This window comes from Nostoc sp. NMS7 (assembly GCF_017115085.1).
In the GTDB taxonomy this organism is placed as follows: domain Bacteria; phylum Cyanobacteriota; class Cyanobacteriia; order Cyanobacteriales; family Nostocaceae; genus Nostoc.
The window spans coordinates 21,473-39,712 of record NZ_JABXKJ010000188.1 but is presented as its reverse complement, the minus strand read 5'-3'; the positions used below and the strand labels follow the sequence as shown (position 1 = coordinate 39,712).

Genomic DNA, 18,240 nt, shown 5'->3' with positions numbered 1-18,240 from the left:
TAAGAGCTTGCTGTAACTGAGTAACTTGTTCTGAAGTTAAAAAATTTTTGGCTGGTGGTGGCATAGTTACTTTCAATCGGCTCTGCATTTATATTCTGCAGCTTAAATGCCGATTAGCTTACTACAAAATACTTACATTAGTAAAGATTGTGTTAAGGTGTAAAAGTAGTTAAGTATAAACAATATCACTAATGTCTAAAGGTAAAGACCAACATATTGTCCCTCACTCTGAAGGTTGGGCAGTTAAGTCTGAGAGTGCCAGTAAGGCTACTAAAATATTCCACACCCAGCAAGAAGCCATTGAGAAAGGGCGTGAGATTGCTATACCAACAAACCAGCATTTTCGGCTTTGTTTGAAAGTATTGAAATTTCCTGGTTTTCAGCAGAAAAAAATCGCCTCCTGAATTCAGGAGGCGCATTACCAAAAATGGTGTAGAGACGCGAAATTCCGCGTCTCTGGTTTTATTAGCTAGCAACGTATTCTTGGACATTGGCACGACGGCGACGCAGATGAGCCAAAGCTTGATGCTCTAACTGACGGACGCGTTCACGGCTGAGACTCAATCTCTCACCCACTTTCGCCAATGACATTTCATTACCATCTTCTAAACCAAAGCGTAAGGCTACAACTTCTCGCTGTTGCGGGGTTAGTTCTGCTAGCAGGTTGTTCAAATCTTGGCGTAAGAATTCCTGGTTGGTGTAATACTCTGGTGATGGTCCATCATCTTCGAGCATTTCTTGCAACTCAGTATCCTGGTTCTCACCAACTCGCACATCCAAAGACACTGGTTGACGCGCCATATTCAAATACTCGCGGATCTGAGCAGGTTCTAGTTCCAGTTCTTTGGCAATTTCGGCTGGAGTCGGCGATCGCCCCAAACTTTGAGCCAACTCGCGCTGCACTTTTTTGATTTTGTTCAGTTTCTCGGTAATATGGATCGGTAAGCGGATAGTACGACCTTGTTGGGCGATCGCGCGGGTAATCGCTTGCCGAATCCACCAGTAAGCATAGGTTGAAAACTTATAACCCCTGGTTGGGTCAAATTTCTCTACACCCCGCTCTAATCCTAGTGTTCCTTCCTGGATTAAATCCAGAAACTCCATATTCCGCTTTTGGTACTTCTTGGCAATAGCAACCACCAAGCGCAAATTCGCTTCGATCATTTTTTGCTTTGCCCGCTTACCTTGCGCCACCGTTTGTTGAACCTCGGTTTCTGATTGTTCAACCTTGTCAGCCCACTCTGACATATTCGGCTCGCGTTGCAGTTTCTTCGCCAAAGCCTCCTTGGCATCGATCAGCGTCATCATTTGTTGCACCTGCTTCCCAAAGACAATTTCTTGTTCGCGGGTTAGCAGTGGCACACGACCAATTTCCCGCAGATAGGTTCGCACCATATCAACCGTGAATTTGGTGTTGAGGTTTTCCGTTTGGGTGTTGACAGTAGGCATTGGTGCGTTATCCTCTACTCAGTAAACACAATGTATATTTTCTTGCTAAAATCTCTGGGGATAAAGTAGTACATCTATCAGTAAATATCGGGAGCTACCAAAAGCAATTATCAATTGATACAGCCTTTGTTAAGACGTAAACCCCCAATCATCGGTTCCCCTACCTTCCCTAAATTTTCAATCTTTTATAATCACGCTGGTTATTTTTGAGAATTCTTCTTTTGGGCAGTTACTGACATCATCTGATAAATCCGAAGTCGGTATGAGTTCTACTTAGCTTTATAATACGATAAATTAGGCAGATAGTAAAGTATCTTCAGATAAAGCTTATAATTATAATTCAAAAGCGATCATTTGAGAAAAAAATTTAAACTTCCTTGAAATTACTTACTACATCTATGTTGACGCGAAAAGCCCCTCTTCTGTTGCTAAAACCTAGCGGGATAACCGAACTTAATTTGCTGTGACGATGGAGGGATGTCACGAATTAGTCATTGGGCACTTGTACTGAGCCTTGTCGTTGGCGCAGCCTCTGGTAGAGAAGTATTGGTCATTGGTCATTTGCAAAGGACAAAGGACAAATGACTATCTAGAATCCCAGGTCAGCTTTGGCTAGTTCAGCAGCTGCGAATACTTCTGCGTCAGGTTTTTCTTCCCAGGCTGGCTCACCAATTTCTTCGTAAAAACTTGCGTCGTAAGGACGGGTACGTACTACTACTGGCATCGGAACGGCGTGACCCAATATTAAAGCTTGTTGCTTCGAGTCTAACTTTGCCAACACCGATCGCAGTCCACTACCACCAGATACACCCGTGAAAATCGCCTCAATGTCTTTTTCATCATTCAGCAAAGCAGTAATGCGAGTCCCAATCTGAGACATAACTTCATTATCTATGCCTGATGGACGTTGATCAACTACTAAAAGTGTGACAAAATATTTCCGCAGTTCACGGGCAATAGTCCCAAAGATAGTACTTTGTACCACTCCTGGGTCAAGGAAACGGTGCGCCTCTTCAATGGTAATCATTAATGGCGTGGGGCGATCGCTAGGATTTTTGCTCTGTAAAAATTTATCGGCTTTTTTGACGTAATGCTCGTGAATACGTCGGGTGATCATATTTGTCACCAACATATAAGAGAGCATATTAGACTGGGAACCAAATTCGATCACAACATTCTTCCCAGATTCTAGACACTGCACAATTTTACTAATATAGTTCTGGGGGCAAACCGCTCGCATATACTTCAAGCTATCCATCCGCAATAGTTTGCGCTGCAATGCCATAATCGAGCCTTTGTGTCCGCGCTTCTCGTCGCAGAACATCTCAATTTCATCGTTAGTCATATTCAGCAATTGGACAATCCAAGACTTGCCAAACTCGCTATATAGAATATTGGCGTTATCCAAGGCTGCATCAGAGAGTCCTAAATCTCGACTACATAACTTAATATCTTCAACTTCTATTTGCTCGTAACTCAGATAGAGTTCTTGAGCATCACGCACACCCCGACGCTTTGTCGATTCTGGGTCAAGGGTGTAAACTTCCACTTTACTAGGAAAAAGTTGCTTTAAACCCTTAACAGTACTGACGTTTTTACCTTCTGCAACAGCTTCCCAGCCATACTCAGAGTGCATATCAAAAATCAAATTTACTGCCGCATTTTTACGGATAACGCCAGCTAAAATTAGCCGTGTTAGAAAGGATTTACCAGTACCAGATTTCCCAAAAATCCCATTACTGCGTTCCACAAAGCGATTTAAATCGATGCAAACGGGCACATCCATATCCAAAGGTTTGCCGATGGAAAAATTGCGCCTTTGGGGGTCATCTTCCCAGCCAAATACCCGGCGAAAATCGTCAACACTTGCATCGTAAACTTGACTAAAGTGGCTAGGAATAGTTTTAACAGGCAACAATTCCATCGTGGTGCTAGTTTGTGGCACAAATGAAGCCAAACCTGTCATCGATGGGAGAAAAGGATTTGCTGATTTGCCATTTGTTGGAGAGAAAGATTCTTCAGATTCGGGAGTGAACATCAACATCGGTGCGAGGTTGATAGTACCATAAGTACCACTTCCGGCTAAAACATCTCGTAAAAAAGTGTCTTCCCAATTGGGGGGATTAGCAATAATTCGGGCATTAGCAGCACCCAATGCTACATCTGTCAGCATACAAAAAAAACGCGATCGCATCCCTTGCACAACCAGGAACTTACCCACCCGCATATCTTCCACAGAAATGTCAGGATGCAATCGTACTTCTAAACCTTCAGTTAGAGAACCTTGAATGACCGAACCTAATGGCTGTGCCGAATTCATCTAATTAGTTACATGATTGTTGGTGCTATCTCTTATGTTGAATTGTAATTGCATAGGGCAGAAGTTGCGAATTAGTCATCAGTCATTAGTCATTAGTCATTTGTCTTGAGTTATTCTCTCCCAATGCCCCATTACCTAATCAATTTGAATCGAAGTTGGCGCACTCCCTGTTGATGGAGTGGTCATAATTAATGGTTTGCGGAATTGGGTGTAAAGGCGATCGCGCCAGGTAAAGAATGGTGCATAATCTATATTCTCTGTAAAGATTGGCAATCCTTTACCTCTAATAGAAGCTGGTAAATCCAGATAGGAACCAGAGGGGAACTTGAGCAATATCGATAAACCCGCCACTGCCAAGTCAGCTAAAGTCGGCTCATCTCCTGTTAAATAAGGACTATCTGCCAGTAACAATGTTAAAGCTTCCAAGTCTTGTTTTAAGGATGCGATCGCAGACTGAATCACATCTGGGCTATAACCTACGCCAAAACCCAACAGTGTCAGGAAGTCACTAGGTACTCCTTCAACCAGACTTTTAAATATATCTGGTGTTGAGGTGGGTAATAAAGACTTGCGGAAATTTTGATCTTGACTTATTGCTGCAAATAGGGCTTTGCGACCTTTGATGCCTATGGATTCATCCGCCCATTCTTCTATTAATAAAGTTAAACCCCGTTTTTTGGGATCTTGCGGTATTATGGGGCGATCGGGATACTCTAAGTCTAAATACTTAGCTATTTCCGTAGAATCCGCAATATATCTATTCCGATCCTTTAATACTGGGACTTGTTTTTGACCAGTCAGCCGGAACAGTTCTACCTGTCCAATCCCAGGCGTAACCTCTATTTTGCGGTAATCTAGTCCTTTAAAATCTAGAATTAGGCGCACTTTCTCTGAGTATTGAGATAGTTCCCATTGGTATAATTCAATCATCGTGTATACCTTGTAACTGGTCAACTTCTTAACTTTACAATTGTATCTTTAGTTAAAGTAATTTTTCTTGACATTAGTTGCTTAGTTGTCTATTTAATTAACCTTAGGGTTTAACTGATTTTTAGATTAAACAGTAGCTCAAAAGAATGCTTTTTAGGTAGGGGCAATTCATGTAGACGGAGGCTGAACGCAGGGTATTGCCACTACCGCGTGTAGTTTTGCGTAAGTCTTAAAGTAAAATCTTTCTCAAAAATTCTTGTAACTCATAACTTGTAGATGTCAGATTTTCCCACTTTCTTAGAGTTGATGCTACATCAAGTGAGACTTTATTAACTCTTTTTGGTGTAAGCAAGAAAATTTGCTCAATTTAGATAAAATGTATGCTAGATATATTTCATACTTGTAAGCGTAAGCCAAAGTTGAATATTTTGCATCATCAGCACAAAATCTGCTGATAAAAAATCTTACTTCCCTCTGGGTTAGATTTTGTGCATAGCAAAATGTTATAAATCTTTATGTAATGTGTGGACGAAAAAACAAACAAAATTTATGAAGACAAATTACAGCAAATTGCTGACCGCCTTGGCAGGCATAGCGGGATTTACTAGTTTTAGCGTCCTTATTACTTTACCATCTGATGCGAAAGAGGCGCTAAATCCTAACCCCAGTATTTTCAACGAAACCCCCTATAATCAGGGACAAAGCCTTCAAGCAAACGGTCAATACACACCTGCTGAGGCTGCTTCCGAAATAGAAAAGGGCAATACCAAACGCCAACAAGTAGCACAGAATAGTGGTGGAACGCTAAATCCCAAACCAAGTATTTTTAACGAGCCTCCCTATAACCGTGGTGGTAGTGTTACACCTAGTGAACCTGCACCCCGTACCCCACGAACTATCCCGGAAGCTCAACCCAGCACACCACCAACACAAGTACCATCTACGGAGACTCCAACTCCAACTCCACCAGGTCCAGGGGCAAGCGACAATCAAGGCAAAAACTTGTTAGCGTTGGCAGAGTCAAACGCTTCTTTTACCACCTTAACCAAGGCTTTGAAAGCAGCAGGATTGACCGGAACTTTGCAGGGTAAAGATAACTTAACTATTTTTGCACCCACTGATGCAGCTTTTGCTAAGTTGCCACCAGATGCTTTGCAAGAATTGTTAAAACCAGCCAACAAAGAAGTATTGATCAAAATCTTAACTTACCATGTAGTACCTGGTAAGGTATTGTCCACTGATTTGAAGTCTGGCGAAGTTAAAAGCCTTGAAGGCGGCACAATCAACGTTAAAGTTGATCCTGCTACCGGTGTAACTGTCAATGATGCAAAAGTGACACAGGCAGATATCACAGGCACTAACGGTGTAATTCACGCAATTGATCAGGTGATTTTACCTCCTGATTTGTAGTTTTTCTGTATCAGTACAACCGGAAATAGAACTAGGTTGACATAAAGTATTAATACGTAAAAATCCCGTTCAGATGTTAATTTTGGACGGTTTTTTTGTAAAAACAGTGAGTTGAATTGCTAACTCCGCCTACTGACTTTTCAAGGGATATGGAAAACCTAACTTCCATTCCTCTCCCTTTTATCGTAAATCAAAGGGTTTAAGACCCCTACCTCTATAGGTAGCGCAAGTTTCAGTCCTTAGAAAGCGGGACGCTACGCGAAGGGCGCAGGTCTTACCCTGAGCCCTTCGACAAGCTCAGGGTAACACTTGTCGAAGGGCTCAGGAACCATTGGGGTTAAAATCCCCGTCTGAAAATGTCTTTAATTTTGAATTTTGAATTTTGAATTGTTAATGAGGCTTTGCTGGTTATTACAATTTTATTCATAATTTTCCTGAGTGGTAGACCTGATTATTAGTTGAGTTTAGCTAAAGAAACCTCGAAATTGCCAGAAAAATTAAACTTGTTTTTAGTTGCCGAGTGGCGATTGATAGAGCCGCTGCTTTCCATCGAAATAACAATTACTTTTTGTTTACAATTAGCTTTTGATCTTTATCTTGCATTTCTAAAAGTTCCGGGATAGTAACAAAGCTATACCCCTGTTTGCGAAAGGTGGCAATAATTTCTGGTAAAGCTTGCACAGTTTTAGAGCGATTACCACCACCATCATGCATCAGCACAATCCCACCTGGTTTGGCCTTCCTGAACACATTATTAATTAATTTTGGTACAGCAGGACGCGAGTAGTCTACAGAGTCAGATGACCAGAGAACGATCGCATATTTGCTATTTCTAGCGTAAGCAGCCACCCCATTGTGCATGATTCCCCCTGGTGGTCGAAACAGATTTGTTTTAATCCCTGTGACATGATAAATCAGGTCTGCTGTGTGGTCAATTTCATAGGCAGCTGCTTGTGGATTCAAGAATTGATACCAATGATGCCAAGTATGGTTGCCAATTACGTGGCCTTCGGCAATCTCCCGCTTTACTAAGCTGGGATAATTCTTCACGTTCTGCCCAATTAGGAAGAATGTGCCTTTTATCTGATTTTGTTTGAGAATATCCAGTACTTGCGCGGTACTATCAGGCCAGGGACCATCATCAAAGGTGAGAGCAATTACTTTCTGTTCGGGAGTAAGTTTTGCCGACTCAACTATTGCCCCTTGAAAGCGTTGTGGCACAGCATAGGAAAGACCTTTTGTTTGTGCTTCTTGCTGCCAACTTTTAAGCATTGCCGCTTTTAGTTCTTCAATCTGCTGCTCAGTTCCAACTCTGGGTGATAGATTGTTTACATTTATATTCTCTCTACCTTGAGCCTCAGAGTAGCTTGATTTGATAAGCATCATTGTGCTTAGACTCAAACTGGCACTCAAGACAAGCAACGTAATTAATCTTTTTTGCAGACCAAAAAATGACTTATTGTCCTGCACTTCATAGCTCCTTCAAGGGTCGAATCATCTTTTTTTCAGAATCCTAATACTTCGGGCATTTTTTTACACTCATGAGTTACGCAAACAATAGCCGAAACTCTTATTTTCAGGTAAGGGCAATACCCTGCGGTCAGCTAAAGCTACATGAATTGCCCCTACAGTGTTTAGTTTTGCGTAACTCCTAACACTTTTGTAAACCTTCCCATGCAAGCTACACCATGATTGGTCTACTTTTTAAAGTTAGCTCCAACCTTGATTCTAAAAAAATGCCTTAACCTATGGATAATCTAATATCTATAAGCAAAACCCTCACCATAAAGGTGAGAGCCTTCTTGCGCGTTAATTTTTCTAGACTATAGGGTATGAGGGGAATTTCGAGAACTGTAAAAGGCAATGTAATCCTGCGTTATTAAGATGAATATACTTAATGTAGGTTAAATATTGCATATCCTATTGACGAAGCTATTGCAAAATTATGACGAAGATGTGACCTTCCTTGAGTAATGATGGCACAGGGCAGATCCGCATTATTATTAGAGTAATCTCAACAGAAAATGCAGAAAGTTATGACAACCGTAACCCAAATGAAATGCGCCTGTTCAACTTGCCTGTGTATCGTTTCAGTTGAGGATGCTATTAAAGAGGACAGCAAATACTATTAAATACTATTGCTCTCAAGACTGTGCTGAAGGTCACAAAACTATCAAAGGCTGTAGTCACACTGGCTGTGGCTGTTGAGTAGTGCTGAGTTACCGAAATTCAGATTGCGATGTAAGTTTCACTGCCTAACCGTTCTGGAAGAAGGGTTAGGCAGTGAGAGAGAATATCAACGACCGAAGTTCCGACGATCGCAAGCTGACACTCCGACTTCTGGCGATCGCACACAAGGAATAATATAATTCCCAGTGAGCAACGCTGTAGGCGTTGTCTTTACTGAGTACTCAGCACTCTTTTGGTTATATGCTAGACATTACATCCCGTGCTACTGCTAAAGTCTGCTCAATATCCTCTTCGGTGTGAGCAAAAGACGTAAACCCAGCTTCAAATTGAGAAGGTGCTAAGTAAACACCACGCTCTAAGATTCCACGATGGAAGCGTCCAAATTTGGCTGTATCAGACTTTTTCGCATCTTCATAGTTATGAACTGGGCCAGAGGTAAAGAATAAGCCGAACATCGCGCTGATTTGACCACCGCAAACCGGATGACCAGTTTCTTTGGCAATTTGCAGCAAACCATCTGCTAGCTTTTTAGTAATCCGCTCAAGATACTCATAAGTACCTGGCTTTTGCAGCAATTCTAAAGTCTTAATGCCAGCAGTCATCGCTAAGGGATTACCAGAAAGAGTCCCAGCTTGATATACGGGGCCGGCGGGCGCAACCATTGACATAATATCCCGACGACCACCATAAGCTCCTACTGGCAAACCACCACCAATAACTTTGCCCAAGGTTGTTAAATCGGGAGTGACACCAAATTTTTCCTGGGCGCCACCGTAAGCAATGCGAAACCCTGTCATCACTTCGTCAAATACCAATAACGCCCCATACTCGTGAGTCAGTTCCCGTAATCCTTCTAAGAAGCCAGCATCAGGTGCAATAAACCCAGCATTGCCGACAACTGGCTCCAGAATGACACCAGCAATCTCGTCGCGGTTTTCTTCAAACAAGGCTTTAACGGCTTCCAAGTCATTGAAAGGCGCGGTTAGAGTGGTGCTAGTTGCTAATTTAGGTACTCCCGGTGAGTCTGGTAAGCCAAGTGTGGCTACACCAGAACCTGCCTTCACCAGAAAGGCATCGGCGTGTCCGTGGTAGCAACCTTCAAACTTGATGATTTTTTCCCGGTTGGTGAAAGCCCGCATCAGCCGCAAAACTCCCATACAGGCTTCAGTTCCAGAGTTAACAAATCTGACCATTTCGATGCTAGGAACGGCATCGATGACCATTTCTGCCAAAACATTTTCTAGGACTGAGGGAGCGCCGAAACTGGTGCCTTTTTCTAAAGCTTCATGCAAGGCTGCAATTACTTCTGGATGAGCATGACCGCAAATAGCTGGACCCCAAGTGCCTACATAGTCTATGTATTGATTGCCATCTACATCCCAAATATATGCGCCTTTAACACGATCAAAAACTATGGGTTGTCCACCCACAGATTTAAAGGCACGAACTGGAGAACTGACTCCTCCTGGCATGAGGTTTTGAGCAGCGGCGAAGACTTCTTGTGATTTTGTTGTTTTAATTGTGGTATTTAACAAAGTTCTCTCCTAACAGTGGGCAATAAAACAGTGGGCAATAAAAAGCTCTATCTTAGGATAGGGTCAAACGCTGCTGAGAATTTCTATCCTATAGAATTAGCTGAACCAAAAAAATAACAATATCAAAAAAATAACAATATGTTATACAAGTCGAATCAAGACTTGCCTTTAGATATTCAAACTCGATTATCTGAAGCATACCAGGATCTTTACCGAGCAGCTTTTAACTCGGCAATCCATTGGTATGGTGAAGCCTCAAAAGCTCACAAAGTCGCCTTGAGTGCTGTAAAGATGCAGTCTGCTATGGAACGGAATGCTCTTGTTGAGAGCTAGATAAGATAGTTCAATTTAAAAAAACATCCCAGCTGCTCTATTCAGAATGGTATCGTGAATCCATGAATTATTCTCATTAGAGCAAAATAGCTGGTATGTCTTCTAACGATTCGCGCTCACTGCATTACACCATCCCTGTTGAGGAAATTCGCTACGATGAACGGGGTCTAGTACCTGCAATTGTCCAAGATTATTTGGATGGTACTGTCCTGATGATGGCGTGGATGAATCAGGAGTCGTTACAAAAAACTTTAGAAACTGAAGAAACTTGGTTTTGGAGCCGTTCCCGGCAGGAATTGTGGCACAAGGGGGCGACTTCTGGACATATTCAAAAAGTGCAAAGTATCCGTTATGACTGTGATAGTGATGCGCTGCTCATCGGGGTAGAGCAATTAGGAGATGTTGCCTGCCATACTGGAGAACGCAGTTGCTTTCACCAAATAGAAGGGAAAATTGCCCCACCACCAGGGGACACATTGTCACAATTATTTCAAGTAATATGCGATCGCCGCGATAATCCTACTGAAGGTTCTTACACCTGTAAACTATTCGCAGGTGGCGATAACAAAATTTTGAAAAAGATCGGTGAGGAAACTGCTGAGGTGGTAATGGCCTTTAAGGATGATGAGGCAGATGCGATCGCGGGTGAAGTTGCTGATTTGCTATATCATACTTTGGTTGCCTTGGCTCACCATCAAGTTGATTTAAAATCGGTGTATCGCAAGTTGCAAGAACGTCGCCAATAGAGAGAATAACAAGTCATCTTCCTGTGGGGAGTATGTTACTCAGCCAAAATTCGATTCAGGTATTGTAAAATTACTACCACAATAATCACACTCAAACAAAAGCCGAGCCACAAACCATCAATAATAATTCGCGGTTGATCTAATGCCCATCCACCTAAAGGATGACCAATAAAAGAACCAACAGCCCAGCACACAGCGTTGATGGAAAAATAAACGCCGCGTTGATTTTCCGGGGCTAACTCAGTAACTAAGGAGGCCGCAGATGGGGTATAGGAAACAATCGCCACAGCAAATACTCCCAATGCCAATGTTACCCAAACGAGATTATAAGATGGGGCAGTGCCGCTTACCCAAATGAGTCCAAAACCAATTGCCCAGAGAATAGCAGAAACAGTTAGTGCGAGTGTATGAGAGCAGCGTTTTAAGATGCTAGTGACAGGCAATTGACAAATGATGGCGAATACTAGATGCCAAGCAAATAGCCCGCTAATCGTCGTTTTGGCAAATCCTTCGCTGGTACTTTCTACAAAGACAAAGTTTTTGAAGTAAAGCGGCAGGGTGCTGTGGATTTGAGAAATATAGATTGTAAAGAATATATTAACTGTTATGTAGACCAGGAAACGGCGATCGCTTAATACTGCTATCCAAGAAGCAATATATTGTGTATTTTCCAATTCCTTTATCTGCTGTTGTTCGGTTTCACTAATTCCCACATAGACAACCCCAAAAAATACTAGAAAAGAGATGGCATCAATGACAAATAGCCATCGATAACTCCCAATTATTGTGATTAAAAATCCAGCAAGAACAATTCCGATCGCTAACCCCAGATTATCTGCTAATCGGGCGATCGCAAAAGTTTCGCGGCGATTATCAATCTCACTGGCATCAGCAACAACAGCTTCAGCCGCCGGCCAATAGAAACCTATCCCTAAACCGCTAATCAAGCTACCAATTACCAAAATAGTAAAATTATTGGTTGCAGCTAAAACTAGAGAACCACTTGCTGAAATCGCTGTGGCTAGCAACAAAGTGCGGCGGCGTCCCCAGTGTCCAGAATCAGCCAAAGAACCACCGACAATCCGCCCGACAATGCCGGAAATCGAGGCGCTACCCAAGGCTACCCCGACACTGGTTGCAGATAAACCAACTTGATTCACAAAAAAGATGGGAGCGTAAAACAGGGTAAAGCCAGTGCCAACTTCCGAGCAGAATCTACCAATTGCGAAAATCCACACCTGGGGATGTATCGACGGCAGCCACGATGATAACTGAGATTGAGAAGCTAATTTCATCAGGTTAAATGTCATCGGTTCCTGACAATTTTGTAATTCTTATCATTGGCTACAATTTTCCTCACTGATTCCACAGGGTTTCCACAGGGATTTTAGCAGTTTTCCACAGCTACTCAACGAGCCAGTGGGCTTCTTAGAGTCTGACTGGGGATTGTTAATTGACAGCGACAAGGAAGTTTAAAGACTGAGTTTTTATAAAGTAAAGTAACGAAAACTCGGCTTGAAAGCTGATTATTTCGTTCGTATTTATTTTTTATACAATCGTTTTTAACATTTCGCAGCATTGACAAACCCACCCCCTCTTGGCGCACAATGATTCGGCTTGCTTTTATAGTCCGTTCAACCCTTTGCATCAAATGTGTAAAATATATTACCACCAGATGTAGGCGCAGATTGTCGGGCTAGCGAAAGAGCGTGTGAGGTAGCTTAATTGCCGTTTCACCGCAAGCAACTTGTCCTCTTGATTATCCTCATAGGAGGAAAATCTCATGAAAGCAACGGTTAGCATCTTTACAGAAATTCCTGAAACACTCCACGAATCCTTAAAAAACTACTTAGAAAAGCATCCCGATTGGGATGAAAACAGAGTGTTGACGGCGGCGTTATCATTGTTTTTACTCCAAAATGGAGATAGCGATCGCCGTGCTGCCCGAGTCTATCTGGAAACTTTGTTTCACCACTCCTCAGTAGAAATGCTCAAGATCGATTCACCCGCAACAGCTAATCTACTAGACACCCCATAGGTACTGGTATGAAGGGCATTATTCTGGCTCATGCCCTAATATGGGCACGGTAAACCGTGCCCATTAATCGGATTTTGAGCCGAAGTGATCGGCCATCTGGGGGCAATATTACAACAAAAAAAGATCAGTAGATTCTGATCCTTAAAAAGGTTCCAATATTTTCTTTTGTTGCTAAAACTAGTTGGTAATAGTGCAAGATTTAGAATTGTGGCAAGACTTGAATATATAGCAGTTTTGGTTTGGATACAATAGATGGTAGGGACACAGAAAAAGCTCATGCGTGTCAACTTAACGTAAAACTCATGTCCCACAAGGAACTGAAGTTCCTTGCTAATAGCTCAAGTCAATCTTTAAATGACTGAGTACAGAACACCATAAAAAGGGTATGGAATTTAATCATTCGTAGGTTGGGTAGAACTTAAGTGTTACCCAACATCAAGTCTGAATATTTCCGAACCCCTTTTACGGTGACGTGTACTAAGATAATCTGAAAAATCTTTAGTCTACTTCAGTAGACTTTAGCTATGAGTTTCTGAAATTCATTTCTGGGCGGGCGTGGAAGTCAACAGATAGCTTAAGTTGACACCAATGAGCATTGCTGTGCCTTTACGATTGGTCTGTATTCCATGCAATTAATAGCGGACTATTAGTACTTGTTATATAGCGGTTTTCTTTTGGATACAAACACGTTCGGATGTTAACACAGCTATGGATGCCTACGAACTCCACCTTAAGCACCGCCCTATCTACCAAAACGGTAACAAGCAAAGAAATATTTTCCAATGGACTCTCTTCCCTGTCCATTGTTTTAAAGGCATAAATCGATATCTCAAATAACTACCTAGTCTGTATTTGAGGAATATCTACCTATTTTGATTGTCTAAATTTGTCTTTTACTAAAGCTAAATAAATTGATTAATTGCTCCCCCAAAAGTTTATAGTCAAGAGTTAAAAACTCCAGACTGTAAACTCAGGACTTGGTTTCTAAGCGCTGGGGGTAACGTAACTAGCAGATTCAAACTTATACCCTACGCCACGTACAGTTTGAATTAATGCTGGCTGACTAGCATCAATTTCAATCTTCTTGCGAATTTGGCCGATATGTACATCTACAACCCGCTGGTCGCCGACATATTCATAGTCCCACACCTCTTGGATTAGTTCTGCACGCCGCCAAACTCGGCCTGGATGACTGGCTAAAAAATGCAATAAGTCAAATTCCAGAGCAGTTAAGAGTACTGGTTGGTTATTAAGTGCTACCTCCCGTCGCACCGGATCAATCATAAGTTTTTCAAATACCAAGCGTTTCTGCTCGGCCGTAGTTATCACTCGCTGACGCCTCAAAATCGCTCCGACTCTGACTTCTAGCTCTCCCAACCCAAAAGGCTTGGTGAGATAGTCGTCAGCACCTTTAGAAAAGCCACGAATTTTGTCAGCTTCGTCAGCACGGCTAGTCAACATCAGAACAAAAACACCATTACGACTTTGCATCTCTTGGCAGAGGTTAAACCCAGTTACATCTGGTAAATTCACATCTAGAATTACCAAATCAGGGTTAAACTGCTCAAATAGAGCTAAGGCTGTCTTTCCATCTTCGGCAGCCTCCACCTGATAGTTCTGCTTTATCAAAAAGCGTTGGATTAAATTCCGAACCGCAGGGTCGTCGTCAACTACAAGAATCTTGGCAGGAGCCATGACCATTACTTTGCACAAAAATTCGTAAGATTAACAAGAGGGTTAGTAAAAACGCAGTTGCCACTTTGGGACTAACTAAGAATCTACATGGCTACAGTATAAGAATCCTGATTATTCAAAAATAAATACTCTAATCAGGATTGTGGGCGATGAGAACCCTAAACTTCTGTTAGCCACAGTATATAGGCGCTCTGGCTTTAGCCGCAACATTCCTAGAGACCAAAACACCTTCTTGATCCCAGTTAGGTGCTAACTTAAAACGTTTTAATTCTAAATCGAGATGTGGATATATACCACAAGCGATTATTCAGTATAATTAAAAAAACTCTGTTAGGGTACAGTAAGTCGCCAAATTTGAAACAGTAAAGTTGATTTTTTCATCAAAACTATGTGTTTTAGGTATTCTCCGTTCAAATTCTAGATTAGAGCCAGAACTGGACAACGACATGAGGGTATACACGGAGTTATGGCGATATGTTAAAGTGACTACAGTTGAAATTATAAAGTCGATCAAACTAACCCGTGCTACTATCCTGGTAGGGCATAAAATAGACCGAAACTTTAGTTTCGATCAAAATAAAAGCTAAAGCTGTTTTTTCTTAGACAAAAGATTGCCGCTGACTGAGGCTGAAGTAACAAACTCCCATGAGCGATCAAAATCCCTACGAAAAACTTGGGGTATCAGAAGAGGCTAGTTTCGATGAAATTCAGGATGCTCGTAATCGCCTATTCGAGCAACATAGTAGCGATGCGAAGCATTTAGAAGTAATTGAAGCGGCTTACGATGCGATTTTAATGGATCGCTTACGGATGCGCCAGGAAGGTAAAATTAAAGTTCCTGAGCGTATCCGGTTCCCAGAGTTGCGAGTGCAATCGCCTCCTAAGGAAAGTCCAACGCCTCGTGAGCAGTCACCTGCATGGCTGCAACGAATGCTGGATCAGCCAACGCCTGCGGATATACTCTTACCAGGAGCTTGGTTTCTTGGTTTGAGTTCTATCAGCCTGTTTTATCCAGAGGGAGGCGATCAGGTTTTGCAGTTAGCATTGGTGGTTGGGATAGGCACCAGTATTTACTTTCTCAATCGCAAGGAAGGCAAATTTGGCCGAGCAGTTTTGTTCACCCTGGGCAGTTTAATAATTGGCTTAATCGTTGGGGGACTAGTCGGTAGCTGGTTCTTATCACAAATATCATTTATTACTCTGGAAACGAATCAGTTTTCTACGGTAGTGACGTTTATATTGTTGTGGTTGGTTAGTAGTTTTCTACGCTAAATCACTACCCGTAAGCAAGTTTCTATAAAGAAGACGTGATTTATATAAGAGAGTCAGGAGTCAGAATAAATATTCTGACTCCTGTTTTAATTTGCAACCTGAATGCCGATTAATTCAATCTCTTGCAAAAGTCCCTAACACCCCTCCCCGCCTGCTCTTAGGGAGAATTTGACGTAAGTCAAAGGCGGGGCAGGGTTCTTTTTTTGATTTATGCAAGAGGTCTAATCTGTTGCAGCTACATAGGTTTTAGGACTAAATCTACAGCAGCGCCCAAATCCTTAATGATTAAGTCGGGATGGTAAAGTTCTAATTGGGTGCGATCGCGAATCCCAGATTCCACAGCCATCACCTTGATACCATAATTTTTCGCAGCAGTAATATCGGCTTCCGTATCTCCCACCATCCAGGTATCAGTAGGCGGGGGCAGTTCTTTTAATGCCCTAGCCATCAACAAGGGCTTATCTTCAATATCACGAGTTTTAATGTAATCGTTACTCAGGCAATAACAACGATTTTCTGGGAAAAATCTCTGCAAATCGTATTTTTTAAAAGCATAATCTAGTTCTCGAACTCGGCGCATCGTCATAACTGCCAAATCAATTCCAGCTTGTTGAATTTTTAACAGTGCATCCACAGCGCCAGGCGCGAGAGTGTCATATTTGAAATAAGCTTCTGTATGCACAGTTTGGCGTCGTAACTGGGCAAATTCTTGGGCTTGGGTTTCGTCTAACCCGGAATTTAAGGCGATTTGCTTTTCAGGAATCCGCGATCGCTTTAACTGCCAAAATTCCGCTTTCGGAAGTTCTTGCACTACTTGATCTGGGCGACGGGTTTTCTCTAAGCAGAATTGATAAACACGGTAGTACCGTTCGGAAACATCAATAATTGGGCCGTCGAAGTCAGTAATCAGTCTTAGCATCGGCGGAAAATGTTAATTCTTATTACAATTATCTCAGATATATGGCTATTTTTCGAGACTATCAAGTAAAGCTAAGGGTTTTTTGTAAACTCTTTTTAAATGGGTGCAGCAATCGAAAACTACTCCTTATAGATAGTGGCAAAATGATACCTATCACCAACGCACTTATTGCCGAAATCACTCAAAGGTTAGTAACTTGCCTCAACCCTAAGGGAGTATTGATATTTTGTACTCAGGCATCATTGCAAGGTACCGCGTTTGATTTGTTCGCTTTCAATAGCTTCAAATAAGGCGCGAAAGTTACCTTCGCCAAAACCTTTAGCTTGGAAACGGCGCTCAATAAACTCAAAGAAAAATGTCGGTTGTTCAAATATTGGCTGGGTAAAAATTTGTAGTAATAAAGGTGCGATATTTCCTCCCTCTAAAGGAGTATATTCTTGCCAGTCCACCAGAATTTCCTGTTGAGCGATCGCTTCCAGTTCTAGAGGTGATAGGCTCAGTCCTGGACGCTGTTTTAGTTGCGAGTAGTAGGTTTGGGGAACTGAGAGTAAGGATAAACCACTGTCACGAAATTGAGCGATCGCACTCACAAGATTAGTCGTCCGCAAAGCAAGATGTTGAATTCCTGGCCCCCGGTTGACCTCGAGAAATTCCTGAATTTGGGAATTGCTGGAAGCCGGTTCATTAATTGGCAATTGGACGCTACCGTTGCGCGAAACCATCACCTGACTGTGTAAAGCAGAGCGATTGGTTTTAATTTTAAATGCTTGCTGGGGTTGAAAATCTAGGATCTTTTCGTACCAAGCGACAGCAGACTCTAATTCACCAACTGCGACGTTCAATACTACGTGATCTATGGCGGTAAAAGTGTTGTCATTTGTCATTTGTCCTTTATCATTTGCGTTAGTTACAAATGACTTTTCGATCAAAGTATGAGTTAGTCCACCCCAGGCGGCAATTTTGCCACACTTGAGTAATGCCGTACCCACCTGCCGTTCCTGGATGGGTTGTAGGATTGTCGCACCGTGCAGTTGAGCTAGGGCGATCGCGCCTTCGACATCTTCGACAGCAAAAGCGACATCTGCCACACCTGGGGGATATTGACGCAAAAACTCAGCGACTGGACTTGTGGGCAACAGTGGTGAAGATAGAAAAAAGCAGACAGCACCACTATTAACTACTTCTGTACAAGTATGAAATGAACTGATGCGATCGGCTATTGCTTGAAAACCAAGATGGTGTACAAACCAATCCCGCCATACTTTGGCATCTTCTACATAGAAATGAACGTGATCAATTTTCATAGATACTGAAAATCCAGCATAACAGTTTATATATCTGTAAATTTTGGCTTTTTTGCTAGATTTTCACGTCTTTCCTAAGCAAGAATTATGTATACATAC

The 18,240-nt window shown here is 42.2% G+C and carries 15 protein-coding genes and 2 pseudogenes; 8 read left to right on the top strand and 9 right to left on the bottom strand.

Features of this window, described 5'->3' with window-relative positions:
* The first annotated feature begins 191 nt into the window (after positions 1-191).
* Positions 192-404, top strand: coding sequence for a DUF2188 domain-containing protein (locus tag HWQ38_RS21235; protein WP_292797410.1), 213 nt, complete (start codon positions 192-194; stop codon positions 402-404).
* A gap of 61 nt (positions 405-465) precedes the next feature.
* Here HWQ38_RS21235 and HWQ38_RS21230 read toward each other — a convergent pair whose 3' ends face one another.
* The 3 genes from HWQ38_RS21230 to HWQ38_RS21220 all read right to left on the bottom strand — a co-directional run bounded on the left by HWQ38_RS21230 (position 466) and on the right by HWQ38_RS21220 (position 4,699).
* Positions 466-1,449, bottom strand: coding sequence for an RNA polymerase sigma factor, RpoD/SigA family (locus HWQ38_RS21230; protein WP_292797407.1), 984 nt, complete (start codon positions 1,447-1,449; stop codon positions 466-468).
* 589 nt (positions 1,450-2,038) lie between these two features.
* Positions 2,039-3,769 carry an ATP-binding protein gene (locus HWQ38_RS21225; protein WP_292797405.1) on the bottom strand — a complete coding sequence of 577 codons (1,731 nt, stop codon included), beginning with the start codon at positions 3,767-3,769 and terminating at the stop codon, positions 2,039-2,041.
* Positions 3,770-3,904: 135 nt separating this feature from the next.
* Positions 3,905-4,699 carry a glutathione S-transferase family protein gene (locus HWQ38_RS21220; RefSeq protein ID WP_292797402.1) on the bottom strand — a complete coding sequence of 265 codons (795 nt, stop codon included), beginning with the start codon at positions 4,697-4,699 and terminating at the stop codon, positions 3,905-3,907.
* Between the two features lie 549 nt (positions 4,700-5,248).
* Between HWQ38_RS21220 and HWQ38_RS21215 the strand changes: the two genes are divergently transcribed.
* Positions 5,249-6,109 carry a fasciclin domain-containing protein gene (locus HWQ38_RS21215; protein WP_292797399.1) on the top strand — a complete coding sequence of 287 codons (861 nt, stop codon included), beginning with the start codon at positions 5,249-5,251 and terminating at the stop codon, positions 6,107-6,109.
* Positions 6,110-6,670: 561 nt separating this feature from the next.
* Here HWQ38_RS21215 and HWQ38_RS21210 read toward each other — a convergent pair.
* Positions 6,671-7,579, bottom strand: coding sequence for a polysaccharide deacetylase family protein (locus HWQ38_RS21210; protein ID WP_292797396.1), 909 nt, complete (start codon positions 7,577-7,579; stop codon positions 6,671-6,673).
* Positions 7,580-8,145: 566 nt separating this feature from the next.
* Between HWQ38_RS21210 and HWQ38_RS21205 the strand changes: the two are divergent.
* Both HWQ38_RS21205 and HWQ38_RS21200 read left to right on the top strand, forming a co-directional pair.
* Positions 8,146-8,317 (top strand): annotated as a pseudogene (locus HWQ38_RS21205) (metallothionein).
* Positions 8,318-8,343: 26 nt separating this feature from the next.
* Positions 8,344-8,478, top strand: coding sequence for a hypothetical protein (locus HWQ38_RS21200; RefSeq protein ID WP_292797394.1), 135 nt, complete (start codon positions 8,344-8,346; stop codon positions 8,476-8,478).
* A gap of 57 nt (positions 8,479-8,535) precedes the next feature.
* Here HWQ38_RS21200 and hemL read toward each other — a convergent pair whose 3' ends face one another.
* Positions 8,536-9,834 (bottom strand): glutamate-1-semialdehyde 2,1-aminomutase, encoded by a 1,299-nt coding sequence (gene hemL / locus HWQ38_RS21195; protein WP_292797391.1) that lies wholly within the window; start codon positions 9,832-9,834, stop codon positions 8,536-8,538.
* 138 nt (positions 9,835-9,972) lie between these two features.
* Here hemL and HWQ38_RS21190 point away from each other — a divergent pair, with 138 nt between their 5' ends.
* Together HWQ38_RS21190 and hisIE are read left to right on the top strand one after the other, a co-directional pair.
* Positions 9,973-10,167 carry a ChaB family protein gene (locus tag HWQ38_RS21190; protein ID WP_292797388.1) on the top strand — a complete coding sequence of 65 codons (195 nt, stop codon included), beginning with the start codon at positions 9,973-9,975 and terminating at the stop codon, positions 10,165-10,167.
* A gap of 95 nt (positions 10,168-10,262) precedes the next feature.
* Positions 10,263-10,913: a bifunctional phosphoribosyl-AMP cyclohydrolase/phosphoribosyl-ATP diphosphatase HisIE gene (hisIE, locus tag HWQ38_RS21185; RefSeq protein WP_292797386.1), complete on the top strand. Its 651-nt coding sequence runs from the start codon at positions 10,263-10,265 to the stop codon at positions 10,911-10,913.
* Positions 10,914-10,948: 35 nt separating this feature from the next.
* Here the strand turns inward: hisIE and HWQ38_RS21180 are convergent, their stop codons facing one another.
* Positions 10,949-12,223, bottom strand: a complete 1,275-nt coding sequence (locus tag HWQ38_RS21180) for an MFS transporter (RefSeq protein WP_292797383.1) — start codon at positions 12,221-12,223, stop codon at positions 10,949-10,951.
* 473 nt (positions 12,224-12,696) lie between these two features.
* Here HWQ38_RS21180 and HWQ38_RS21175 point away from each other — a divergent pair.
* Positions 12,697-12,888: pseudogene (locus tag HWQ38_RS21175) on the top strand (DUF2811 domain-containing protein); the annotation flags it as partial.
* A 1,047-nt stretch (positions 12,889-13,935) separates the two neighbouring features.
* Here the strand turns inward: HWQ38_RS21175 and HWQ38_RS21170 are convergent.
* On the bottom strand, positions 13,936-14,646 hold the full coding sequence (locus tag HWQ38_RS21170) for a response regulator transcription factor (RefSeq protein WP_292797381.1): 711 nt from the start codon (positions 14,644-14,646) through the stop codon (positions 13,936-13,938).
* Positions 14,647-15,291: 645 nt separating this feature from the next.
* Here HWQ38_RS21170 and HWQ38_RS21165 point away from each other — a divergent pair.
* Complete coding sequence (locus HWQ38_RS21165) at positions 15,292-15,918, top strand: CPP1-like family protein (RefSeq protein ID WP_292797378.1); 627 nt, start codon at positions 15,292-15,294, stop codon at positions 15,916-15,918.
* Between the two features lie 235 nt (positions 15,919-16,153).
* On the opposite strand, the gene HWQ38_RS21160 is transcribed toward HWQ38_RS21165, so the two are convergent.
* Both HWQ38_RS21160 and hppD read right to left on the bottom strand, forming a co-directional pair.
* Positions 16,154-16,837, bottom strand: coding sequence for an HAD family hydrolase (locus tag HWQ38_RS21160; protein ID WP_292797376.1), 684 nt, complete (start codon positions 16,835-16,837; stop codon positions 16,154-16,156).
* A 239-nt stretch (positions 16,838-17,076) separates the two neighbouring features.
* Positions 17,077-18,141, bottom strand: a complete 1,065-nt coding sequence (gene hppD, locus HWQ38_RS21155) for a 4-hydroxyphenylpyruvate dioxygenase (RefSeq protein ID WP_292797374.1) — start codon at positions 18,139-18,141, stop codon at positions 17,077-17,079.
* Positions 18,142-18,240: the final 99 nt, after the last annotated feature.